Raw genomic sequence first — 19,905 nt, forward strand, 5'->3', positions numbered from 1 at the left:
TCCTCCTTCGGAGTCAACTTCTTTTTGAGAAGTTTTTTCCGGCGGTTCAGACAACTTCCTGAACCTCTAACACGCTGGCCTGTAAGCCGTTGTTCCGTGTCAGTGGAGGCGCATTATAGGGATCTCGTTTTAATGCACAAGCCTTTTTGCGATCTTTTTTTCCGACCGCCGAATTTTCACTCTTATCGATGAGATAACAGGCGTACCGCGCATTTTTAAGCCTGTTTTTACCAGGAATTCTTGCTTGAGGATACTTTCAAACACTAGGCTACCAGGATCATATCAATAGAGAGGTGGCTATGAGTCACAATGTGCGTACATATAAAGGAGTGAGTCCGCAGTTAGGCAAGCGGGTAATGATCGATCCTACCAGTGTGATCATTGGCAATGTGGTGATCGATGACGATGTGGGGATCTGGCCTTTGGTGGTGATTCGCGGCGACGTTAATCAGGTCACCATCGGTAAACGTACAAATATTCAGGATGGTAGCGTTCTGCATCTGACACATAAGTCAGCAGCTAATCCAGATGGATATCCCCTCGTAATAGGTGAAGACGTTACCGTGGGGCATAAGGCTATGCTTCACGGCTGTACCATTGGCGATCGGGTTCTGGTCGGTATGGGGGCAATACTACTGGATGGTGTAGTCGTAGAGCATGATGTAATGATTGGTGCCGGCAGCCTGGTTTCACCCGGCAAGCGCCTTGAAAGCGGTTATCTCTATTTAGGCAGCCCGGCAAAGAAAGCTCGACCGCTAACGGAAGCTGAAATTGCAGGACTGCTCTATTCAGCAAATAACTATGTCACATGGAAAAACGACTATCTCGCTGAAGAGAGCCAAAGCCAGCCCTGATCGTTTTCCTGCTGCTGCTCTATCGCGTGGGTTGCTTCTTCTTCTATATCCCAGCGATTTTTGCGAAAAGCCTCCAACGCGATGAATTCATCATGATAACGGCGAAGCAGTTCTTCGCCGTGAATCGCACAGACTAGCTGAAAGCCGTTAACCAGCACGGTGAAGCAAACGGCCTGAATGCCCTCATCCCACCACTCACGTTCAGGAAACTGAATCGCCTGATTCACGCCTGCATCTCATGTTTTAGCTTATCGATAACAGGAGCGATCTCCGGCATAACGCCGTGCCAAAGCATAAATGCATGAGCGGCCTGGCCCACCAGCATGCCTAACCCATCAGCAAGATCGGTTACTCCCTGCTGCCGACACCATAAAAGAAACGGCGTATCGCCAATCTGATAAAACATGTCGTAGCAGCGAACCTGGCTATTTACCAGTACCGCAGGCAGGTCCGGTATACTGCCGGCCACTCCGCTGGAGGTTGCATTGATAATTAAATCAAATTGCGCATCATGAAGCTCATCTGCCGCCAGCGCTCGAACAGAACCATGATGCTGGAAGACCTGGACCAGCTCCTCTGCTTTAGCATGGGTACGGTTAACGATCGTGATGCTACAGTTGAAATTGAGCAGCGGCAGAATCGCCCCACGTGCAGCACCACCCGCGCCGATCAACAGAATCCTGTCGTTCTCTTTGATCAAGTTGAGCCGTTGCAGATCGCTTAGCAAACCAATACCGTCAGTGTTATCTCCCAGAATGCGACCGTCATCCAATTTTTTAAGAGTGTTCACCGCCCCGGCCAGCGCCGCGCGTTCCGTCAGCTCAGAGCAAAGCTCGTAAGCCTGTTGTTTAAAAGGCAATGTGACATTTGCACCACCACCACCCTGAGCAAAAAATTCATCCACCGCCTGCTTAAACCCTTCCAGCGGAGCACAAAAGCGATCGTAAGGATGAGGAATTGCCGTTTGTTCGGCAAAGAGCTGATGAATACGGGGAGATTTACTGTGTTTAATTGGATTACCGAAAACAACAAAGGACGACATAGCATTCTTATCCCTGGCGAATTAATTCACCGGTCAATACATCGCGAATCTCTGAGGGATTGAGGCGCCCCCCCGTTTCCCCCCGCAATACCGGGAAATCAGCACCGAACTGTGCCAGGACTTCATCTGCATCGCGACAAGGTGGTAATCCACTCAGGTTTGCACTGGTGGAAACCAGTGGCTTACCAAACTGGCTGCACAGCTGCACAACGTCCGGATGGTCACTAACGCGAACGGCCAGCGAATTAAAGCGACCTGTTAACCAACGCGGCGTCTCAGCCCGCGCAGGCAATACCCATGTTACCGGCCCTGGCCAACGGGAAAACATGCGCTCTTTCTGCTCTGCGCTAAGCTGTTCGTCAGCAATATAAGGAACGAGTTGCTCATATTTGGCAGCGATTAAAATCAGCCCTTTTTCCACAGGCCGACGTTTTAACGCCAGCAATGCCGTAACGGCCGATTCACTGTCGGGATCGCAGCCAAGGCCAAATACCGCTTCGGTGGGATAAGCAATGACCGCTGACAGCTGTAACTGTCTGATACATAGCTCAAGTGAGTCATGCTTTTGATTCATCTTCACAACCATTTCCTGCTGTTACGGGTTTGCCACAGGCTTTGCTGGCGCAAAAACGCTTAGCGCCTCTGGCGGTTTTCTTTTCAATAAGTAATGGGAACGCACAGAACTCGCAGATACCTTCAACAGGTGTGAAATTCACAGCAAACTGGCAGTCAGGATAACGATCGCAGGCATGGAATGTTTTGCCATACCGCGATCGACGTTGCACCAGCTTACCGTTGGCGCACTGCGGACAGGCGATCGTGGTTTCATCAGGCTTATCGATAATTTCGGTGTGTGCGCATTCAGGGTAGTCGCTGCAGGCGATAAACATACCATAGCGCCCCTGCCGCAGGGCAAGGCTGGCACCACATAGCGGGCAAAGTTGCCCATCGAGCACTTTTACTATGTGCCCGTCAGTCTGACTTTTCAGCGGACGAATATAATCGCATTCGGGATAATGTGAGCAGCCAAGAAAAGCGCCATGCTTCCCGGAGCGGATGACCAGTTCTGCCCCACACTCGGGGCAGGGTTCATTTTTTCGCACAGCGAAAAGCGCTGTTTTATTCATAACTTTTTGTACACGAAGGCAATCTTCAGTGCAGCATTCCTTCATTGACGTCGAAAAGTAGCTCTTCCATTTGCTGGTAGGCATTTTCACATCCGGGGATGTTAAACAGCACCATCAGCACCACCCATTTGAGATCGTCCAGATCAAACTCGAGGGTATCCAGAGCCATAATACGTTCGATAACCATTTCGCGGGTTTCCAGATTCAGTACCTGAATCTGTTCCAGGAACAGAATAAAACCACGACAGTTAGCATCTAAACGCTGACTCTCTTCCTCGGTATAGATACGCATAGACAGCGGATCGGTAGTCAGCAGAATCGGAGCGACAAGGCCGTCCTGATAATCAGCTAACTTTTCCAACCAGTTCAACGCATTATAGATATCTTCACGATGAAAACCGGCATCGGTTAAATCATCAGTCAATTTATCCTGATCAACGCGCATTTCTGCTTCGTTGTGGATATACGTTTCAAATAAGTACATTAGTACGTCGAACATGGCTTGCCCTCCTCAATCGGACATAGCCGCCGGGTACAGCTGCGATCCACCCTGCTAACTCCAACTCAAGCAGCTTAGCTACGATGGCTGGCACAGGTTGGCCGGCACGTTCAGCGACGACGTCAACAGGTGTAACCTCATCTCCTACGTTAGCCAACACATCGGGAAATGGCAATGGAGGATTGCTGCTCTCTGCTGAATTGTTTGCAGCTGCTGGCAAATCGGGTATCCACGACAGGCCACTTTGCATTTGCTCAACTATATTATTGGGATGTGCAACCAGCATCGCCCCCTGCTGTATCAGCCAGTGGGTTCCCTCACTCCCGGGATTGCCCAATGCGCCGGGGAGCGCGTACACCTCTCTGTTCTGTTCCAGAGCCAGCCGTGCCGTTACCAGCGAACCGCTCTTTAGCGTCGCTTCAACCACCAATACGCCGTGACTTAACCCGCTGATTATGCGATTACGCCGTGGAAAATGGTGGGCCAGGGGAGCAACATGCAGCGGAAACTCAGAGACCAAAGCACCGCCACTGTCGATAATATCCTGTGCCAGTCCCTTATGCCGTCGGGGATAAATAGCCCCCAGCCCCCCTCCCAACACTGCCAGCGTTTTACCCTGCACTGCCAACGCAGCGCGATGTGCAATTCCATCGATTCCCAGCGCGAGGCCGCTGGTAATCGTTAAACCGCTCAGTGCCAGTGCCTGACTAAACCAGGTGCCCCAGTCACGACCGTAATGAGAACAGTAACGACTACCCACAACCGCCAGCTGTGGTGAAGATAGCAGTCCCGGATCGCCCGCAATAAAGAGCATCAGAGGAAAGTTATCGATAGTTTTTAATCGCTCAGGATAATAAGGACTTGATGGCGTAATAAAGTGATGCTGTGGCTCATTCAGCCAGATTTCACTTTGAACCAGGATTTTCTCGTCATACTGTTCAAATGCCAGTCGTTGCTCGCTGCGCAAACCAAGACCAGCCAGATCGGCAGACGTCGGACTGTTAAGTTGTACTAACGCGCCGAGCAGAGATTCCTGCTGCAAACTGGATAACCCGGAAACACCTGACAGCCTTAATGCACTTTCCAATGGTGACATAATTCATCCCTGATACCGCCCCTTCACCCTGAAGGTTACCTGCCAGGAATGCTGTCAATCACAGCGCGAAATGTCTACAATAAGAGGGATAAATATTTAATCCCTTGAACACGAATCTGGAAAGTTATGTCAGTCTTGCAGGTATTACATTTTCCTGACGAGCGCCTGCGCATCGTTGCGAAACCCGTGAAAGAAGTAAATGCCGATATTCAACGTATCGTTGATGATATGTTTGAAACCATGTATGCCGAAGAAGGCATCGGACTGGCGGCCACTCAGGTAAATATTCATCAGCGCATCATCGTGATTGATGTGTCAGAAAACCGCGATGAGCGCCTGGTGCTGATTAACCCTGAACTGCTGGAAGAAAGCGGCGAAACCGGTATTGAAGAGGGTTGCCTGTCGATTCCGGAACAACGCGCTTTGGTCCCTCGTTCGGAAAAAGTAAAAATTCGAGCGCTAGACCGTGATGGCAAAAGTTTCGAGCTTGAAGCTGACGATCTGCTGGCGATCTGTATCCAACATGAAATGGATCATCTGGTTGGAAAACTGTTTATCGATTACCTGTCGCCAATGAAACGTCAGCGTATTCGCCAGAAACTGGAAAAGCTGTATCGCCAGAATGCCCGTGACTGAGCGTCTTGATTGACTGAAGGGAATAACGTGTCCGAATCATTAAAGATCATTTTTGCCGGCACCCCTGACTTTGCAGCGCGTCATCTTGACGCGCTGCTGTCATCAGGGCACCAGATTGTTGGCGTGTTTACCCAGCCCGACCGCCCGGCCGGACGCGGTAATAAACTGACCGCCAGCCCGGTTAAACAGCTGGCTGAGCAGCACAACATTCCGGTATTTCAGCCAAAATCCTTACGTCCGCTAGAAAATCAGCAGTTGGTCGCTCAGCTGGAAGCCGATGTGATGGTCGTTGTTGCCTACGGACTGATCCTGCCTGAGGCGGTGCTGGGAATGCCTCGCCTGGGCTGCATCAACGTTCACGGTTCGCTGCTGCCACGCTGGCGTGGTGCTGCACCGATCCAACGTTCACTCTGGGCGGGCGATGCAGATACCGGCGTGACAATTATGCAAATGGATGTCGGACTGGATACCGGGGATATGCTTTATAAGCTGTCCTGCCCTATTGAAGCCAGCGACACCAGCGCCACACTTTATGACAAGCTTGCAGACCTTGGCCCTGCCGGTATGCTGACGACATTGACGCAGCTTGCCGAAGGTAGCGCCACACCGGAAGTGCAGAATGAAGAACTGGTCAGCTATGCAGAAAAGCTGAGTAAAGAAGAGGCCCGCCTCGACTGGTCGCTTTCCGCCGCACAGCTGGAACGCTGCATTCGCGCTTTCAATCCCTGGCCCGTAAGTTACTTCATCATTGATGAGCAGCCGGTAAAAGTATGGAAAGCCTCCGTACTCCCTGCGGTGAATAACCGCCAGCCGGGTGAAATCCTGCAGGCTGATAAACTGGGTATTCAGGTTGTCACTGCAGACGGCGTGCTCAATATCGAAGAGCTACAGCCAGCGGGCAAGAAAGCGATGAAAGCACAGGATCTGCTCAACTCCCGCCGTGAATGGTTCATTCCGGGCAACATTATTGCCTGATAATCTGCCCGGGGCTCAACCCGGGCAGTCGTTTCAATTGCGAACCCACTATGAAAAAAAATACAAACTTACGTTGCGTTGCCGCGCAGACTATCGAAAAGGTTGTCGAACAGGGGCAGTCGCTCAGTAATGTGTTACCTGCCGCACAGAAATCGGTCGGAGAAAAGGACGCTGCCCTACTGCAGGAATTGTGCTATGGCGTTCTTCGTACGCTGCCGCAGCTGGAGTGGATTGTCAGCAAGTTAATGTCCCGACCTATGACGGGAAAACAGCGCGCGATCCATTTTCTGATCATGGTTGGTCTCTACCAGCTGATGTTCACCCGCATTCCTGCTCATGCAGCTCTGGCGGAAACGGTAGATGGCGCTATCGCCTTAAAACGTCCACAGCTGAAAGGACTGATTAACGGCGTACTTCGTACATTCCAGCGTCAGCAGGAAGAGCTGATGCAGCAAATGAACCAGGGTGACCAGCAATATCTGCACCCTAAATGGCTGCTGACGCGTCTTAAGCAGGCCTGGCCAACGCAGTGGCAACAGATTGTTGATGCCAATAATCAACGCCCACCGATGTGGCTGCGCGTTAACCGCCAGCATCACAGCCGCGATGCCTGGCTTAATCTTCTGACAGAAAGCGGGAAAACAGCATTTCCGCATCCACAACATATCGATGCGCTGCGCCTGGAAACACCCTGCGCGGTAGGCCAACTACCAGGCTTTGACCAGGGTTGGGTAACCGTACAGGATGCGTCAGCTCAGGGCTGCGTTGCTCTACTCGATCCACAAAACGGCGAGAAGATCCTCGATCTTTGCGCAGCACCCGGCGGTAAAACAACTCATATTATGGAAGCCGCTCCGCAGGCTGATGTGATGGCTATTGACGTTGATGCCCAGCGTCTGGCTAGAATTAGCGAGAATTTGCAACGCCTGGGTATGAAAGCAGAGGTTAAACTCGGCGATGGTCGTACCCCGGCAGAATGGTGTGGCCAGACGCAGTTTGATCGTATCCTGCTTGATGCTCCCTGCTCTGCTACCGGTGTCATTCGTCGTCATCCGGATATTAAGTGGCTGCGCCGCGATCGCGACATTGCCGAACTTGCGGCACTGCAACAGCAAATCCTTGAAGCGATCTGGCCCCATCTGAAATCAGGCGGTACGCTGCTATATGCGACCTGTTCGGTACTTCCGGAAGAAAACCATTTGCAAGTAAGTCAGTTCCTGAAGAGCCATGCTGATGCCCGACTGGTTGATACAGGTAATATGGCCCAGCCGGGAATTCAGGTCTTTCCTCAGGCAGAGGGCGGTGATGGGTTCTACTACGCGAAGTTAATAAAAGCATAACCCCCATGGCGCTGCACCGGTGGCGCCACTAACCGAACAACAATAAGAAAGACTGAAGCAATATGAAAATCATCATTCTTGGCGCTGGACAGGTTGGCGGCACGCTCGCAGAAAACCTGGTCGGTGAAAACAACGATATTACCGTGGTCGATACCGACCCTCTCCGTCTGCGTCAGCTCCAGGATAAGTTTGACCTGCGCGTTGTGCAGGGCCACGGCTCTCATCCTCGCGTATTAAGGGAGGCCGGGGCTGAAGATGCAGATATGCTGGTTGCCGTGACCAACTCTGATGAAACCAATATGGTTGCCTGCCAGGTCGCTTATTCCCTGTTTAACACGCCCAATCGCATCGCGCGTATCCGCGCACCGGACTATATTCGCGATGCTGATAAGCTGTTCATCCCCGAAGCCGTGCCGATCGATCATTTGATCTCACCGGAACAGCTGGTCATCGATAATATTTATCGACTGATCGAATATCCCGGAGCCCTGCAGGTGGTGAATTTTGCCGAGGGAAAAGTCAGTCTGGCAGTAGTCAAAGCCTATTACGGTGGACCGCTGGTCGGCAATGCGCTTTCCGTGATGCGGGAGCATATGCCACACATCGACACCCGAGTTGCCGCGATTTTTCGCCAAGATCGTCCTATACGCCCACAGGGATCAACGATTATTGAAGCCGGCGATGAAGTCTTCTTTATTGCAGCGAGCCAGCATATTCGTGCAGTAATGAGTGAGTATCAGCGTCTGGAAAAGCCCTATAAACGCATTATGATCGTCGGCGGCGGCAATATTGGTTTTGGTCTTGCGCAGCGGCTTGAGAAGAACTACAGCGTAAAACTGATCGAACGCGATCAGCAGCGCGCAGCGGAACTGGCCGAGCATCTGCAAAATACCATCGTATTTTACGGTGATGCTTCGGATCAGGAACTGCTCGCTGAAGAACATGTTGATCAAATCGATCTGTTTATTGCCATCACCAATGATGACGAAGCCAACATCATGTCGGCCATGCTGGCTAAACGCATGGGGGCTAAAAAAGCCATGGTACTGATCCAGCGGCGCGCCTACGTCGATCTGGTCCAGGGAAGCGTAATTGATATCGCCATTTCGCCTCAACAGGCAACCATTTCGGCACTGTTGGGCCACGTACGTAAAGCGGACATCGTTGGCGTTTCGTCGTTACGTCGGGGCGTAGCGGAAGCAATTGAAGCCATCGCCCACGGCGAGGAGACTACATCTAAAGTAGTTGGTCGCCTGATTGATGATATCAAGCTGCCACCGGGTACAATTATCGGTGCTGTTGTACGTGGTAACGACGTGATGATTGCCAATGATAATTTGCGTATTGAACAGGGCGATCATGTAATTATGTTCCTGACCGATAAGAAATTTGTTCCGGACGTTGAGCGTCTGTTCCAGCCAAGTCCTTTCTTCCTGTAACTCATCCGGCAATGCATGTGCATTGCCGGTCTTTTTACTACACTAATCAATGATCTTTATTCGATCTCATCGTGGAAAAACGGCGATGGTTTGTTAGACTTTACAACCTGGCACAGGAAAGGAGATAACAATGAGTTTATTCAAAGAGTTTCGCGATTTCGCGATGCGTGGCAATGTCGTTGACCTCGCCGTCGGTGTTATCATCGGTGCCGCGTTTGGTAAGATTGTGTCCTCTCTCGTCGCAAACATCATCATGCCGCCTTTGGGCCTGCTGATTGGCGGCGTTGATTTCAAGCAGTTTAGCTGGGTACTGAAAGCGGCCGACGGAACTGCACCAGCCGTTGTGATGGAGTACGGTGTATTTCTTCAAACCATTTTTGATTTTGTTATCGTTGCCTTTGCAATCTTTATGGCAATTAAGATTATGAACAAAATGTACAAGAAAAAAGAAGTGGAGAAACCAGCACCGAAGCCTTCTGCAGAAGAAACATTGCTAACTGAAATCCGCGATCTGTTAAAAGCGCAGAACAATAAAACGCTGTAAGCGTAATCAGATAAAAAAACCGTCGGATTCGACGGTTTTTTTTATGCCTGTAAAGCGGAAGGCCAGTGGTAAATGTTTGATATCGCATTTACCACTGGCCTCCCAGTTACCTTTTTTGCCGTGTTTTTCTTTACGACGGTAACTTCCTTTGCCTTTAACGTTTACCTCAATACGAGGTTTAAATAACGGGTCGCTGAGTAAAGCTTCGAGTGCGTTATCACGAATGACGCCTTTCTTGTGCTGATAATTTGCCACGATAAACTCCTGTTGAGTGATTTCGGTGATGAATATAGGCTTCACCGGAGTAGAATTCAATCATCCGTTTTAGCTACAGGTGTCATTGCACCCTTTTCAAGGGCCTCCAGGATTGAGCAGTACACGCTGCTGTGAGCAGTGCCGCAGCAGGCATCGTTTAAACGCTTTAGTGAACGCTGCATGTGCTGCAATTCGGCGATCATCGCTTCAACTTCCGTCAGCCGTTTCTGAACAATGGTCTTCGATTCCTGGCAGGTGTGGTGCTCTGGATCGACGCGTATCGAAAGCAGTTCACGGATTGCTTCAAGCGTGAAACCCAGCTGCCGCCCGTAGCGAATAAATCTAAGCCGCTGCAGGTCGTTATCACTGTATAGCCGAAATCCACCTTCCGTCCGGATCTCATGCTCCATCATCTGCTGCTTTTCATAAAAACGAATGGTATCCGGTGTTACATCTGCAAGTTTGGCCAGCTGTCCGATACGATACATTACTTATCCTCGCTGAGATGCTGCTTAATCTTTAAGCCATAACCACCGTGTAAAAAATCCGTACTCATCCCGGCCTGCCTCAGCCGTAACTCGAGTAGATGTAATCGGTTCGTATGAAGTTCATAAGACTCATCCTGTGGATCGATACCGTGCAGCAATTGCTCAAGTTCGATAGCCTCTCGACGCATCTCCAGCTCGGGTGGCAGGTAGCCAGAGTTTTTTAGCAGTCGATATCCTGCGCGTAACTCTTTAGGAACATGACTATCGTCATCCAGCAGTAATGGTTGACCAGCGCCGGGCAGATCATCAAGTTCGCCCTCCCGCAGGGCTGCGAGAATATGCTGTTCAGCAAGTTGATCGAGTAATGACATAGATTCGCCTCCGTTTACAGGCAGGTCTACAGCATAGCGCAACTGGATGGGAAATGATGGACGAAGGGAATTTCAGATATAAAAAAACCCGCCGAAGCGGGTTTTTTCACGTTGCAGCTACAGATTACTCTGCAGCAGCTTCTGCTTGAGCTTCTGGACGATCAACCAGCTCGATGTAAGCCATCGGAGCGTTGTCACCAGCGCGGAAGCCACACTTCAGAATGCGAGTGTAACCACCGGCACGGCTCGCGAAACGCGGGCCCAGCTCGTTAAACAGTTTTGCCACGATCTCGTTATCACGAGTACGGGCGAATGCCAGACGACGATTAGCTACGCTGTCGGTCTTGGCAAGAGTAATCAGCGGCTCAACTACGCGACGCAGCTCTTTCGCTTTTGGCAGGGTCGTCTTGATGATCTCATGACGAACCAAAGAGCCAGCCATATTGCGGAACATAGCCTGACGATGGCTGCTGTTGCGGTTCAGTTGACGACCACTCTTACGATGGCGCATGACCTTATCCTTCTCAGTGAAACCTTAACCTGTGATCGGGTTATTCATCAGCGATGCTAGCTGGCGGCCAGTTTTCCAGGCGCATGCCCAGTGACAGACCACGAGAAGCCAGCACGTCTTTAATCTCAGTAAGAGATTTTTTACCAAGGTTAGGCGTCTTAAGAAGCTCAACCTCGGTACGCTGTACCAGATCACCGATGTAGTGGATAGCTTCTGCCTTAAGGCAGTTAGCAGAGCGGACAGTCAATTCCAGATCGTCAACAGGGCGCAGCAGGATCGGATCGAATTCTGGTTTCTCTTCTTTAACTTCTGGCTGACGAACATCACGTAAGTCAACGAAAGCTTCAAGTTGTTCTGCCAGGATGGTAGCCGCACGGCGGATCGCTTCTTCAGGATCGATAGTGCCGTTGGTTTCCATTTCGATGACCAGCTTGTCCAGGTCGGTACGCTGTTCTACACGCGCAGCTTCAACATTGTAGGCAATACGGTCTACAGGGCTGTAGCAGGCGTCGACCAACAGACGACCGATCGGGCGCTCATCTTCTTCCGAATGAATTCGGGCAGAAGCCGGCACATAACCACGACCACGCTGAACTTTGATACGCATGCTGATAGCTGCGTTTTCATCGGTCAGGTGACAGATCACGTGCTGCGGCTTGACGATTTCGACATCACCATCATGGGTGATATCGGCTGCAGTCACAGGGCCAATGCCAGATTTATTCAGAGTAAGAATAACTTCATCTTTGCCCTGAACTCTTACCGCCAAACCTTTCAGGTTGAGCAGGATTTCCAGGATATCTTCCTGTACGCCCTCTTTGGTGCTGTACTCGTGCAGTACACCATCAATTTCAACCTCGGTCACCGCGCAACCCGGCATTGATGAAAGCAGAATACGGCGCAGTGCGTTACCAAGAGTATGGCCAAAGCCACGCTCTAAAGGCTCAAGGGTCACCTTGGCGTGCGTCGAACTCACTTGCTCGATATCTACCAGGCGCGGTTTTAGAAACTCTGTCACAGAACCCTGCATTGTGTCCTCTCTTTGGTACTAAGCCTTACTTGGAGTAAAGCTCGACGATCAGGTGTTCGTTAATGTCCGCAGACAGATCGGTACGTTCAGGAGTACGCTTGAACACACCTTCCATCTTAGTCGCATCAACTTCCAGCCAGGTTGGCTTTTCACGCTGTTCAGCCAGCTCCAGAGCGGCTTTCACGCGAGACTGCTTTTTGGCTTTCTCACGGATGCTAACAACGTCATTCGGAGATACCTGATAAGAAGCGATGCTAACAACGCGGCCGTTTACCATGATAGATTTGTGGCTAACCAGCTGACGTGCTTCTGCACGAGTGGCACCAAAGCCCATACGATAAACTACGTTATCCAGACGACCTTCCAGCAGAGCTAACAGGTTTTCACCGGTGTTGCCTTTCAGACGTGCTGCTTCTTTATAATAGTTACGGAACTGACGCTCCAGCACGCCGTAGATACGACGAACTTTCTGCTTTTCACGTAACTGTACACCATAGTCAGACAGACGTGGCTTACGCGCACCGTGCTGACCAGGAGCTTGTTCAATCTTACACTTGGTATCAATCGCGCGAACGCCAGACTTAAGGAACAGGTCTGTGCCTTCACGACGGCTCAGCTTGAGCTTAGGACCCAAATATCTTGCCATTTTCTTTCTCCAACATTCCTAAAAAACGGGGCGTTATACGCGACGTTTTTTCGGCGGACGACAACCGTTGTGAGGGATCGGAGTCACATCAGTAATATTAGTGATGCGGAAACCAGCAGCGTTCAGGGCACGAATAGTTGATTCGCGGCCTGGACCAGGACCCTTAACCATAACTTCCAGGTTCTTAATACCGTACTCTTTCACGGCGTCTGCGCAACGTTCTGCAGCTACCTGAGCAGCGAACGGCGTAGATTTACGAGAACCACGGAAACCGGAACCACCGGCTGTTGCCCAACCCAGCGCATTACCCTGACGATCGGTAATAGTTACGATGGTGTTGTTAAAAGACGCATGGACATGAGCCACGCCGTCAGAGACTTGCTTTCTTACACGCTTACGTGCACGAACTGGTGCCTTTGCCATTATTCAATCACCCCGATTATTTCTTGATCGGTTTACGCGGACCCTTACGGGTACGTGCGTTGGTCTTAGTACGCTGACCGCGCACTGGGAGACCACGACGATGACGCAAACCACGATAGCAACCAAGGTCCATCAGACGCTTGATGCTCAGGGTGACTTCACGACGCAGATCGCCTTCAACAACAAATTTAGCAACTGCATCACGCAGAATGTCGATTTGTTCTTCAGACAGTTCACTGATCTTAACATTTTCAGCAATACCCGTGTCTGCACAGATTTTCTGTGAGCGGGTCTTACCGATACCGAAGATAGCAGTTAATGCGATAACGGTATGTTTATGATCAGGAATGTTAATGCCTGCTATACGGGCCACTATGCACTCCTATTAATTAACTTATGCGTCCCATGCCGAAAAGCCCGTTTTCAGGATACTCAAATGGAAACGCACAGACATACAAAAGATTGGCTGGCTAATCTAGCCAGCTCAACCCAACTTTGCAAGAAAAATATGCGATTAAATCAGCCTTGGCGCTGTTTATGCTTTGGCTCGGCACTGCAAATCACACGTACAACACCGTCGCGACGGATGATTTTGCAGTTACGACATAATTTCTTGACGGAAGCACGAACTTTCATTTTTACTCTCCGTAACTTCTCAAGCGCCTGAATTAACGGCCATAGCCTTTCAGGTTTGCTTTCTTCAATGCAGACTCATACTGACTTGACATCATCAAAGTTTGCACTTGAGCCATAAAGTCCATGATGACAACGACTACGATCAGCAGTGATGTACCGCCGAAGTAGAATGGAACTTTCATCGCATCACGCATGAACTCCGGGATCAGGCAGATAAAGGTAATATACAACGCACCGATTAAGGTAAGGCGTGTCATCACTTTATCGATATACTTCGCCGTCTGTTCTCCCGGACGAATACCTGGTACAAATGCACCAGACTTCTTCAGGTTATCTGCTGTTTCACGCGGGTTGAAAACCAACGCCGTGTAGAAGAAACAGAAGAAGATGATTGCAGTCGCATAGAGTAACACATAAAGCGGTTGACCTGGCTGTAAATACATCGAAATAGTAGTCAGCCAGTTCCAGCCCGTGCCGCCCCCGAACCATGACGCGATGGTCGCCGGGAACAGAATGATACTGGATGCAAATATAGCAGGGATTACACCGGCCATATTCACTTTCAACGGTAAATGCGTGCTCTGCGCAGCATAGACACGACGGCCTTGCTGACGTTTCGCATAGTTCACCACAATGCGGCGTTGACCACGCTCAACGAAAACAACGAAGAAGGTCACTGCAAATACGAGAACTGCAACCAACAGCAACAGGAGGAAGTGCAGGTCGCCTTGCCGCGCTTGCTCGATGGTATGGCCAATGGCCGGCGGAAGACCCGCAACAATACCAGCAAAGATAATGATCGAGATACCGTTACCGATACCTCGTTCAGTAATTTGCTCGCCTAACCACATCAGGAACATTGTCCCGGTGACCAGGCTGACAACAGCGGTAAAGTAGAAAGCAAAACCTGGATTTAATACCAGGCCCTGCATTCCAGGCATGTTCGGTAAACCGGTAGCAATACCGATAGACTGGAAAATACCTAATACCAGTGTGCCGTAACGGGTGTACTGACTAATCTTACGACGGCCAGCCTCCCCTTCTTTCTTGATTTCTGCTAACGCTGGATGAACCACCGTCAGCAGCTGGATAATAATAGAGGCCGAAATATACGGCATAATACCCAGGGCAAAGATAGAAGCACGGCTCAGAGCACCACCAGAGAACATGTTGAACATTTCAATGATGGTGCCACGCTGTTGCTCAAGCAGTTTGGCAAGTACAGTGGCATCGATACCAGGGATTGGAATAAAAGAGCCAATTCGGAAGACAATCAGCGCACCAATTACAAACAGAAGTCTGCGTTTTAGTTCGCCAAAACCACCCTTGGCACTTTGAAAATCTAATCCCGGTTGCTTAGCCATCTGCTACTTATTCCTCAATTTTACCGCCAGCAGCTTCGATTGCAGCACGAGCGCCTTTAGTGACACGCAGGCCGCGAATCGTTACCGGTGCAGAAACTTCGCCAGACAGGATCACTTTCGCGAACTCAATCTGAATACCGATAATGTTAGCCGCTTTCAGCGTGTTCAGGTCGACGATACCGCCTTCAACTTTCGCCAGGTCAGACAGACGAACTTCTGCAGTGACCATTGCTTTGCGAGAGGTGAAACCGAATTTCGGCAGACGACGGTACAGAGGCATCTGGCCGCCTTCAAAACCACGACGTACGCCACCACCAGAACGTGAGTTCTGACCTTTGTGACCACGACCGCCGGTTTTTCCGAGACCGGAACCAATACCACGACCTAAACGTTTAGGAGCGTGCTTAGACCCTTCGGCCGGAGACAGAGTATTTAAACGCATCTGTTACTCCTCCACTTTAACCATGTAGGAAATCGCGTTAACCATACCGCGTACAGCTGGCGTGTCTTCACGCTCTACGGTGTGGTTAATACGACGCAGACCCAGGCCAAGCAGCGTTGCCTTGTGTTTTGGCAAACGACCGATCGAACTGCGGGTTTGAGTAATTTTAATAGTCTTAGCCATGGTCATTACCCCAGAATGTCTTCAACGGATTTGCCACGTTTCGCAGCAACCATTTCTGGAGAATTCATATTGGCCAGGCCATCCAGAGTTGCACGAACCACGTTAATCGGGTTGGTGGAACCGTAGGCTTTAGCCAGTACGTTATGAACCCCAGCGACTTCCAGGACGGCGCGCATTGCACCACCGGCGATGATACCGGTACCTTCAGAAGCCGGCTGCATGAACACGCGAGAACCTGTGTGCACGCCTTTAACAGGGTGCTGCAGGGTGCCGTTGTTCAGCGCAACGTTAATCATATTGCGACGAGCTTTTTCCATCGCTTTCTGGATCGCTGCTGGAACTTCACGCGCTTTACCGTAACCAAAACCAATGCGTCCGTTACCATCACCAACAACAGTCAGAGCTGTGAAGGAGAAAATACGACCACCTTTAACGGTTTTAGATACGCGATTTACCGCGATCAGCTTTTCCTGCAGTTCGCCAGCTTGTTTTTCGATGTGTGCCATCTTACACCTCTACCTTAGAACTGTAGGCCAGCTTCACGGGCAGCATCTGCCAGTGCCTGGACACGACCATGATATTGGAAACCAGAACGGTCGAAAGAAACACCAGTGATGCCTTTTTCGATTGCGCGTTCCGCAACTGCTTTACCTACAGCAGCAGCAGCGTCTTTGTTTCCAGTGTACTTCAGTTGCTCACTGATAGCTTTTTCTACTGTAGAAGCAGCCACCAGGACTTCAGAACCGTTAGGTGCGATTACCTGTGCGTAAATATGACGCGGGGTACGATGTACCACCAGGCGAGTAGCACCCAGCTCTTTGAGCTTGCGACGTGCGCGGGTCGCACGACGGATACGAGCAGATTTCTTATCCATAGTGTTACCTTACTTCTTCTTAGCCTCTTTGGTACGCACGACTTCGTCGGCGTAACGAACACCCTTGCCTTTGTAAGGCTCAGGACGACGGTAGGCGCGCAGATCCGCTGCAACCTGACCAATCAGCTGCTTATCAGCGCCTTTCAGCACGATTTCAGTCTGAGTTGGACATTCAGCAGTGATTCCCGCTGGCAGCTCATGGTCAACAGGGTGAGAGAAGCCCAGGGCTAAGCTCACAGAGTTGCCTTTAACGGCTGCACGATAACCTACACCAACCAGCTGCAGCTTCTTAGTGAAGCCTTCGGTAACACCGATAACCATGCCGTTCAGCAGCGCACGAGAAGTACCAGCCTGTGCCCAACCATCCACAAAACCTTCGCGTGGAGCGAAAGTCAGTGCATTGTCAGCATGCTTAACTTCTACAGCGTTGTTGAGCGTACGAGTCAGCTCGCCGTTTTTACCTTTAATCGAAATTACCTGACCGTCGAGTTTTACCTCTACGCCGGCAGGAATTGCGACTGGTGCTTTAGCAACACGAGACATTTATTCCTCCGATTAAGCTACGTAGCAGATAATTTCGCCGCCAAGACCAGCCTGGCGTGCGGCACGATCGGTCATAACACCTTTAGAGGTAGAAACAACAGCGATACCCAGTCCTGCCATAACTTTTGGCAGCTCGTCTTTGCGCTTATAAATACGCAGACCTGGACGTGAAACACGCTGAATGCTTTCTACAACAGCCTTGCCCTGGAAGTACTTAAGAGTCAGTTCCAGTTCTGGCTTGATGTCGCCTTCGATTTTAAATTCTTCAATATAACCTTCTTCCTTCAGCACGTTGGCAATTGCCACTTTCAGCTTGGAGGAAGGCATGGTGACCGCAACTTTGTTCGCGGCTTGACCGTTACGGATACGGGTCAGCATATCCGCGATCGGATCTTGCATGCTCATCTGTCTTTACTCCCGTGATTCTATTGGTAATTACCAGCTAGCCTTTTTCAAGCCAGGTACTTCACCGCGCATGGCGGCTTCACGCAACTTGATACGGCTCAACCCGAACTTGCCCACATAACCATGTGGACGGCCAGTTTGACGGCAGCGCTTACGCTGACGAGACGGGCTGGAATCACGCGGCAGAGTTTGCAGCTTGAGAACAGCATTCCAACGATCTTCGTCGGATGAGTTCACACTTGAAATGATAGCTTTCAGTTCCTCGCGCTTGGCGCGGTACTTGTCAGCCAGTTTCACGCGAACGACTTCGCGTGCTTTCATTGATTGCTTAGCCATCAGTAACCCTGCCTTACTTGCGGAACGGGAAGTTAAAAGCAGCCAACAGTGCGCGGCCTTCATCATCAGATTTCGCAGTAGTGGTAATGGTAATATCCAAACCACGAACGCGGTCGACTTTGTCATAGTCGATCTCTGGGAAGATGATCTGCTCGCGAACACCCATGCTGTAGTTACCGCGGCCATCGAATGACTTAGCGGACAAGCCACGGAAGTCACGGATACGTGGTACAGCAATAGAAATCAGGCGCTCAAAGAACTCCCACATGCGTTCACCACGCAGAGTCACTTTACAGCCGATCGGATAGCCCTGGCGGATTTTGAAGCCTGCAACTGATTTGCGTGCTTTGGTGATAAACGGCTTTTGACCGGAGATTGCTGCCAGATCGGCTGCTGCGTTATCCAGCAGTTTCTTGTCAGCGATCGCTTCACCAACACCCATGTTCAGGGTGATCTTCTCGACCCGAGGGACTTGCATGACAGAATTGTAGTTGAACTCAGTCATGAGTTTATTAACTACTTCGTCTTTGTAGTAATCATGCAGTTTCGCCATCGTACTACTCCAAATTACTTGATAGTTTCGCTGTTAGACTTGAAGAAACGGACTTTTTTGCCGTCTTCGAATCTAAAGCCTACACGGTCAGCCTTGCCGGTTGCCGAGTTGAACAGTGCAACGTTGGAAACCTGAATAGCGGCTTCTTTTTCAACGATGCCACCTGGCTGATTCAGAGCCGGTACAGGCTTCTGATGTTTTTTAACCAGGTTGATACCTTCAACAATGAGCTTGCCAGAAGACAGAACATTTTTAACTTTACCGCGCTTACCTTTATCTTTGCCGGTCAGCACGATAACTTCGTCATCGCGACGGATTTTAGCTGCCATTTTTCGCTCCTTAGAGTACTTCTGGTGCCAGAGAGATAATTTTCATGAACTTTTCAGTACGAAGTTCACGAGTTACCGGCCCAAAAATACGCGTTCCGATTGGCTGCTCAGTGTTATTGTTTAAAATAACGCATGCATTACCATCGAAGCGAATGACAGAACCGTCCGGGCGACGAACACCCTTCCTGGTGCGCACCACTACCGCCTTCAGCACATCACCCTTCTTAACCTTACCGCGAGGAATTGCTTCCTTGATGGTAATTTTGATGATGTCGCCAACGCCTGCGTAGCGACGGTGCGAGCCACCCAGAACCTTGATACACATTACGCGACGTGCACCGGAGTTGTCGGCGACGGTCAGCATAGTCTGTTCTTGGATCATTTTAGTGCTCCGCTAATGTCAACTACTACTTCGGGACCTGATTCAGGTCGTTTAAAAGCCCCATAATTGAGGGCGCAGCATTATAACACCGCATCTCGCATATGGGTAGAAAAAATAACCGACTCAAATCGAGTCGTTATTTGGACCCCTAGAAAGAGGAACGCGACATTCTAAGGAATTGTTCATCCGGTAGCAATCGCAATCTGTACAATACGCCAGCTTATTTCAACTCAGCGCGGCAGATTGGCATCAAAACTGATGCATTTGCCCCGAAAGCCATGAACTAAGGTAGATATGGCCAATTTTTCCCAAATCCCGCCACCCGTATTCTGGCACTGATATTTTCCCGTACCTCAAGTCGATGGTAAATCACGTCAGGGTTCGCCGCAGTCATACAGCGACGCGCCGGCAGAAGATCCCTTCACGATGGCGACGAAAACCTCTGAACGGTCCTCCTGAGGAGGGAAGATAAACACTGATGGCTTCATTTTGAGGTTATGTCCCTGACTATCAGCATCAGGAGTCAGTTTATTCCCTACCCCGGATTTGCCCGGATCGAATACAAGTTTGCTGTCCATCTGA

General features: G+C 50.3%; 33 protein-coding genes. 6 read left to right on the forward strand and 27 right to left on the reverse strand.

Annotated elements, in window-relative coordinates:
• The first annotated feature begins 299 nt into the window (after window positions 1-299).
• Window positions 300-854 (forward strand): gamma carbonic anhydrase family protein, encoded by a 555-nt coding sequence (locus IBT46_RS17355; RefSeq protein ID WP_200546700.1) that lies wholly within the window; start codon window positions 300-302, stop codon window positions 852-854.
• On the opposite strand, the gene IBT46_RS17360 is transcribed toward IBT46_RS17355, so the two are convergent.
• From IBT46_RS17360 to dprA, 6 genes are read right to left on the reverse strand one after another with little or no spacing between them, the layout of a single operon-like run.
• A complete protein-coding gene (locus IBT46_RS17360; protein ID WP_200546701.1) occupies window positions 821-1,081 on the reverse strand; it encodes a DUF1488 domain-containing protein in 261 nt (86 codons plus the stop codon). The two genes, IBT46_RS17355 and IBT46_RS17360, sit on opposite strands and share 34 nt — an antisense overlap.
• Entirely contained in the window at window positions 1,078-1,896 is an 819-nt protein-coding gene (aroE, locus tag IBT46_RS17365) for a shikimate dehydrogenase (protein ID WP_200546702.1), read from the reverse strand. The genes IBT46_RS17360 and aroE overlap by 4 nt, the downstream gene beginning before the upstream one ends.
• 7 nt (window positions 1,897-1,903) lie before the next feature.
• Window positions 1,904-2,470, reverse strand: coding sequence for an L-threonylcarbamoyladenylate synthase type 1 TsaC (tsaC, locus tag IBT46_RS17370; protein ID WP_200546774.1), 567 nt, complete (start codon window positions 2,468-2,470; stop codon window positions 1,904-1,906).
• Window positions 2,454-3,023 (reverse strand): type I DNA topoisomerase, encoded by a 570-nt coding sequence (locus IBT46_RS17375; RefSeq protein WP_200546775.1) that lies wholly within the window; start codon window positions 3,021-3,023, stop codon window positions 2,454-2,456. Before IBT46_RS17375 ends, tsaC begins: the two co-directional genes overlap by 17 nt.
• Before the next feature lie 25 nt (window positions 3,024-3,048).
• Window positions 3,049-3,522: a DUF494 family protein Smg gene (smg, locus tag IBT46_RS17380; protein ID WP_105595750.1), complete on the reverse strand. Its 474-nt coding sequence runs from the start codon at window positions 3,520-3,522 to the stop codon at window positions 3,049-3,051.
• On the reverse strand, window positions 3,494-4,618 hold the full coding sequence (gene dprA, locus IBT46_RS17385; protein WP_200546703.1) for a DNA-protecting protein DprA: 1,125 nt from the start codon (window positions 4,616-4,618) through the stop codon (window positions 3,494-3,496). Before dprA ends, smg begins: the two co-directional genes overlap by 29 nt.
• A gap of 126 nt (window positions 4,619-4,744) precedes the next feature.
• Between dprA and def the strand changes: the two genes are divergently transcribed.
• From def to mscL, 5 genes are all read left to right on the forward strand, one after another.
• Window positions 4,745-5,254 (forward strand): peptide deformylase, encoded by a 510-nt coding sequence (gene def, locus IBT46_RS17390; RefSeq protein WP_105595752.1) that lies wholly within the window; start codon window positions 4,745-4,747, stop codon window positions 5,252-5,254.
• Window positions 5,255-5,281: 27 nt separating this feature from the next.
• The gene (gene fmt, locus IBT46_RS17395) at window positions 5,282-6,229 is read left to right on the forward strand and encodes a methionyl-tRNA formyltransferase (RefSeq protein ID WP_200546704.1); all 948 of its coding nucleotides are present in this window, start codon (window positions 5,282-5,284) and stop codon (window positions 6,227-6,229) included.
• A gap of 50 nt (window positions 6,230-6,279) precedes the next feature.
• Window positions 6,280-7,569 carry a 16S rRNA (cytosine(967)-C(5))-methyltransferase RsmB gene (gene rsmB / locus IBT46_RS17400; protein ID WP_200546705.1) on the forward strand — a complete coding sequence of 430 codons (1,290 nt, stop codon included), beginning with the start codon at window positions 6,280-6,282 and terminating at the stop codon, window positions 7,567-7,569.
• Window positions 7,570-7,631: 62 nt separating this feature from the next.
• The gene (gene trkA / locus IBT46_RS17405; RefSeq protein WP_105595755.1) at window positions 7,632-9,008 is read left to right on the forward strand and encodes a Trk system potassium transporter TrkA; all 1,377 of its coding nucleotides are present in this window, start codon (window positions 7,632-7,634) and stop codon (window positions 9,006-9,008) included.
• 130 nt (window positions 9,009-9,138) lie between these two features.
• Window positions 9,139-9,552: a large-conductance mechanosensitive channel protein MscL gene (gene mscL / locus IBT46_RS17410; protein WP_200546706.1), complete on the forward strand. Its 414-nt coding sequence runs from the start codon at window positions 9,139-9,141 to the stop codon at window positions 9,550-9,552.
• A gap of 6 nt (window positions 9,553-9,558) precedes the next feature.
• Here the strand turns inward: mscL and IBT46_RS17415 are convergent, their stop codons facing one another.
• The 21 genes from IBT46_RS17415 to IBT46_RS17515 all read right to left on the reverse strand — a co-directional run bounded on the left by IBT46_RS17415 (window position 9,559) and on the right by IBT46_RS17515 (window position 19,901).
• Window positions 9,559-9,807 (reverse strand): ribosome alternative rescue factor ArfA, encoded by a 249-nt coding sequence (locus IBT46_RS17415; protein ID WP_200546707.1) that lies wholly within the window; start codon window positions 9,805-9,807, stop codon window positions 9,559-9,561.
• 56 nt (window positions 9,808-9,863) lie between these two features.
• Window positions 9,864-10,295, reverse strand: a complete 432-nt coding sequence (gene zntR / locus IBT46_RS17420; RefSeq protein WP_200546708.1) for a Zn(2+)-responsive transcriptional regulator — start codon at window positions 10,293-10,295, stop codon at window positions 9,864-9,866.
• Window positions 10,295-10,666 (reverse strand): DnaJ family domain-containing protein, encoded by a 372-nt coding sequence (locus IBT46_RS17425; protein WP_200546709.1) that lies wholly within the window; start codon window positions 10,664-10,666, stop codon window positions 10,295-10,297. Before IBT46_RS17425 ends, zntR begins: the two co-directional genes overlap by 1 nt.
• A gap of 124 nt (window positions 10,667-10,790) precedes the next feature.
• Window positions 10,791-11,177 (reverse strand): 50S ribosomal protein L17, encoded by a 387-nt coding sequence (gene rplQ, locus IBT46_RS17430; RefSeq protein ID WP_003850180.1) that lies wholly within the window; start codon window positions 11,175-11,177, stop codon window positions 10,791-10,793.
• A 40-nt stretch (window positions 11,178-11,217) separates the two neighbouring features.
• Window positions 11,218-12,207: a DNA-directed RNA polymerase subunit alpha gene (rpoA, locus tag IBT46_RS17435; RefSeq protein ID WP_003850179.1), complete on the reverse strand. Its 990-nt coding sequence runs from the start codon at window positions 12,205-12,207 to the stop codon at window positions 11,218-11,220.
• A 25-nt stretch (window positions 12,208-12,232) separates the two neighbouring features.
• Window positions 12,233-12,853, reverse strand: coding sequence for a 30S ribosomal protein S4 (gene rpsD, locus IBT46_RS17440; RefSeq protein WP_105595760.1), 621 nt, complete (start codon window positions 12,851-12,853; stop codon window positions 12,233-12,235).
• Between the two features lie 33 nt (window positions 12,854-12,886).
• Window positions 12,887-13,276, reverse strand: coding sequence for a 30S ribosomal protein S11 (gene rpsK / locus IBT46_RS17445; protein WP_034899652.1), 390 nt, complete (start codon window positions 13,274-13,276; stop codon window positions 12,887-12,889).
• 16 nt (window positions 13,277-13,292) lie between these two features.
• Window positions 13,293-13,649, reverse strand: a complete 357-nt coding sequence (gene rpsM, locus IBT46_RS17450; RefSeq protein ID WP_105595761.1) for a 30S ribosomal protein S13 — start codon at window positions 13,647-13,649, stop codon at window positions 13,293-13,295.
• Window positions 13,650-13,795: 146 nt separating this feature from the next.
• On the reverse strand, window positions 13,796-13,912 hold the full coding sequence (gene rpmJ, locus IBT46_RS17455; protein WP_004160566.1) for a 50S ribosomal protein L36: 117 nt from the start codon (window positions 13,910-13,912) through the stop codon (window positions 13,796-13,798).
• Between the two features lie 32 nt (window positions 13,913-13,944).
• On the reverse strand, window positions 13,945-15,276 hold the full coding sequence (gene secY / locus IBT46_RS17460) for a preprotein translocase subunit SecY (protein WP_105595762.1): 1,332 nt from the start codon (window positions 15,274-15,276) through the stop codon (window positions 13,945-13,947).
• A 7-nt stretch (window positions 15,277-15,283) separates the two neighbouring features.
• Complete coding sequence (rplO, locus tag IBT46_RS17465) at window positions 15,284-15,718, reverse strand: 50S ribosomal protein L15 (protein WP_105595763.1); 435 nt, start codon at window positions 15,716-15,718, stop codon at window positions 15,284-15,286.
• 3 nt (window positions 15,719-15,721) lie between these two features.
• On the reverse strand, window positions 15,722-15,901 hold the full coding sequence (gene rpmD / locus IBT46_RS17470) for a 50S ribosomal protein L30 (protein WP_004160569.1): 180 nt from the start codon (window positions 15,899-15,901) through the stop codon (window positions 15,722-15,724).
• Between the two features lie 5 nt (window positions 15,902-15,906).
• Window positions 15,907-16,407, reverse strand: coding sequence for a 30S ribosomal protein S5 (gene rpsE, locus IBT46_RS17475; RefSeq protein WP_004160571.1), 501 nt, complete (start codon window positions 16,405-16,407; stop codon window positions 15,907-15,909).
• Between the two features lie 14 nt (window positions 16,408-16,421).
• Window positions 16,422-16,775: a 50S ribosomal protein L18 gene (rplR, locus tag IBT46_RS17480; protein WP_004160572.1), complete on the reverse strand. Its 354-nt coding sequence runs from the start codon at window positions 16,773-16,775 to the stop codon at window positions 16,422-16,424.
• Between the two features lie 9 nt (window positions 16,776-16,784).
• A complete protein-coding gene (gene rplF, locus IBT46_RS17485) occupies window positions 16,785-17,318 on the reverse strand; it encodes a 50S ribosomal protein L6 (RefSeq protein WP_123337947.1) in 534 nt (177 codons plus the stop codon).
• A 12-nt stretch (window positions 17,319-17,330) separates the two neighbouring features.
• The gene (gene rpsH / locus IBT46_RS17490) at window positions 17,331-17,723 is read right to left on the reverse strand and encodes a 30S ribosomal protein S8 (RefSeq protein ID WP_105595765.1); all 393 of its coding nucleotides are present in this window, start codon (window positions 17,721-17,723) and stop codon (window positions 17,331-17,333) included.
• A gap of 30 nt (window positions 17,724-17,753) precedes the next feature.
• A complete protein-coding gene (gene rpsN / locus IBT46_RS17495; RefSeq protein ID WP_004160578.1) occupies window positions 17,754-18,059 on the reverse strand; it encodes a 30S ribosomal protein S14 in 306 nt (101 codons plus the stop codon).
• Window positions 18,060-18,072: 13 nt separating this feature from the next.
• Window positions 18,073-18,612: a 50S ribosomal protein L5 gene (gene rplE / locus IBT46_RS17500; RefSeq protein ID WP_105595766.1), complete on the reverse strand. Its 540-nt coding sequence runs from the start codon at window positions 18,610-18,612 to the stop codon at window positions 18,073-18,075.
• Between the two features lie 14 nt (window positions 18,613-18,626).
• A complete protein-coding gene (gene rplX, locus IBT46_RS17505) occupies window positions 18,627-18,941 on the reverse strand; it encodes a 50S ribosomal protein L24 (RefSeq protein WP_105595767.1) in 315 nt (104 codons plus the stop codon).
• Window positions 18,942-18,951: 10 nt separating this feature from the next.
• Window positions 18,952-19,323, reverse strand: a complete 372-nt coding sequence (gene rplN / locus IBT46_RS17510; RefSeq protein ID WP_048917633.1) for a 50S ribosomal protein L14 — start codon at window positions 19,321-19,323, stop codon at window positions 18,952-18,954.
• Window positions 19,324-19,697: 374 nt separating this feature from the next.
• Complete coding sequence (locus IBT46_RS17515; protein ID WP_200546710.1) at window positions 19,698-19,901, reverse strand: hypothetical protein; 204 nt, start codon at window positions 19,899-19,901, stop codon at window positions 19,698-19,700.
• Between the last annotated feature and the right edge of the window lie 4 nt (window positions 19,902-19,905).

Source organism: Erwinia sp. S38 (assembly GCF_016624545.1).
Lineage (GTDB): Bacteria > Pseudomonadota > Gammaproteobacteria > Enterobacterales > Enterobacteriaceae > Erwinia > Erwinia coffeiphila.

Bases quoted from the DNA above. Each gene is read 5' to 3' on its own strand.
- rpmD (WP_004160569.1), bottom strand. From the start codon at position 15,901: ATGGCTAAGACTATTAAAATTACTCAAACCCGCAGTTCGATCGGTCGT.
- rplF (WP_123337947.1), bottom strand. From the start codon at position 17,318: ATGTCTCGTGTTGCTAAAGCACCAGTCGCAATTCCTGCCGGCGTAGAG.
- aroE (WP_200546702.1), bottom strand. From the start codon at position 1,896: ATGTCGTCCTTTGTTGTTTTCGGTAATCCAATTAAACACAGTAAATCT.
- rplR (WP_004160572.1), bottom strand. From the start codon at position 16,775: ATGGATAAGAAATCTGCTCGTATCCGTCGTGCGACCCGCGCACGTCGC.
- rplE (WP_105595766.1), bottom strand. From the start codon at position 18,612: ATGGCGAAACTGCATGATTACTACAAAGACGAAGTAGTTAATAAACTC.
- rplO (WP_105595763.1), bottom strand. From the start codon at position 15,718: ATGCGTTTAAATACTCTGTCTCCGGCCGAAGGGTCTAAGCACGCTCCT.
- def (WP_105595752.1), top strand. From the start codon at position 4,745: ATGTCAGTCTTGCAGGTATTACATTTTCCTGACGAGCGCCTGCGCATC.
- rplN (WP_048917633.1), bottom strand. From the start codon at position 19,323: ATGATCCAAGAACAGACTATGCTGACCGTCGCCGACAACTCCGGTGCA.
- zntR (WP_200546708.1), bottom strand. From the start codon at position 10,295: ATGTATCGTATCGGACAGCTGGCCAAACTTGCAGATGTAACACCGGAT.
- rplX (WP_105595767.1), bottom strand. From the start codon at position 18,941: ATGGCAGCTAAAATCCGTCGCGATGACGAAGTTATCGTGCTGACCGGC.
- rpmJ (WP_004160566.1), bottom strand. From the start codon at position 13,912: ATGAAAGTTCGTGCTTCCGTCAAGAAATTATGTCGTAACTGCAAAATC.
- IBT46_RS17515 (WP_200546710.1), bottom strand. From the start codon at position 19,901: ATGGACAGCAAACTTGTATTCGATCCGGGCAAATCCGGGGTAGGGAAT.
- rpsH (WP_105595765.1), bottom strand. From the start codon at position 17,723: ATGAGCATGCAAGATCCGATCGCGGATATGCTGACCCGTATCCGTAAC.
- rpsK (WP_034899652.1), bottom strand. From the start codon at position 13,276: ATGGCAAAGGCACCAGTTCGTGCACGTAAGCGTGTAAGAAAGCAAGTC.
- rpsE (WP_004160571.1), bottom strand. From the start codon at position 16,407: ATGGCACACATCGAAAAACAAGCTGGCGAACTGCAGGAAAAGCTGATC.
- IBT46_RS17375 (WP_200546775.1), bottom strand. From the start codon at position 3,023: ATGAATAAAACAGCGCTTTTCGCTGTGCGAAAAAATGAACCCTGCCCC.
- tsaC (WP_200546774.1), bottom strand. From the start codon at position 2,470: ATGAATCAAAAGCATGACTCACTTGAGCTATGTATCAGACAGTTACAG.
- rpoA (WP_003850179.1), bottom strand. From the start codon at position 12,207: ATGCAGGGTTCTGTGACAGAGTTTCTAAAACCGCGCCTGGTAGATATC.
- secY (WP_105595762.1), bottom strand. From the start codon at position 15,276: ATGGCTAAGCAACCGGGATTAGATTTTCAAAGTGCCAAGGGTGGTTTT.
- dprA (WP_200546703.1), bottom strand. From the start codon at position 4,618: ATGTCACCATTGGAAAGTGCATTAAGGCTGTCAGGTGTTTCCGGGTTA.
- rsmB (WP_200546705.1), top strand. From the start codon at position 6,280: ATGAAAAAAAATACAAACTTACGTTGCGTTGCCGCGCAGACTATCGAA.
- IBT46_RS17425 (WP_200546709.1), bottom strand. From the start codon at position 10,666: ATGTCATTACTCGATCAACTTGCTGAACAGCATATTCTCGCAGCCCTG.
- rpsD (WP_105595760.1), bottom strand. From the start codon at position 12,853: ATGGCAAGATATTTGGGTCCTAAGCTCAAGCTGAGCCGTCGTGAAGGC.
- rplQ (WP_003850180.1), bottom strand. From the start codon at position 11,177: ATGCGCCATCGTAAGAGTGGTCGTCAACTGAACCGCAACAGCAGCCAT.
- smg (WP_105595750.1), bottom strand. From the start codon at position 3,522: ATGTTCGACGTACTAATGTACTTATTTGAAACGTATATCCACAACGAA.
- rpsN (WP_004160578.1), bottom strand. From the start codon at position 18,059: ATGGCTAAGCAATCAATGAAAGCACGCGAAGTCGTTCGCGTGAAACTG.
- IBT46_RS17355 (WP_200546700.1), top strand. From the start codon at position 300: ATGAGTCACAATGTGCGTACATATAAAGGAGTGAGTCCGCAGTTAGGC.
- mscL (WP_200546706.1), top strand. From the start codon at position 9,139: ATGAGTTTATTCAAAGAGTTTCGCGATTTCGCGATGCGTGGCAATGTC.
- trkA (WP_105595755.1), top strand. From the start codon at position 7,632: ATGAAAATCATCATTCTTGGCGCTGGACAGGTTGGCGGCACGCTCGCA.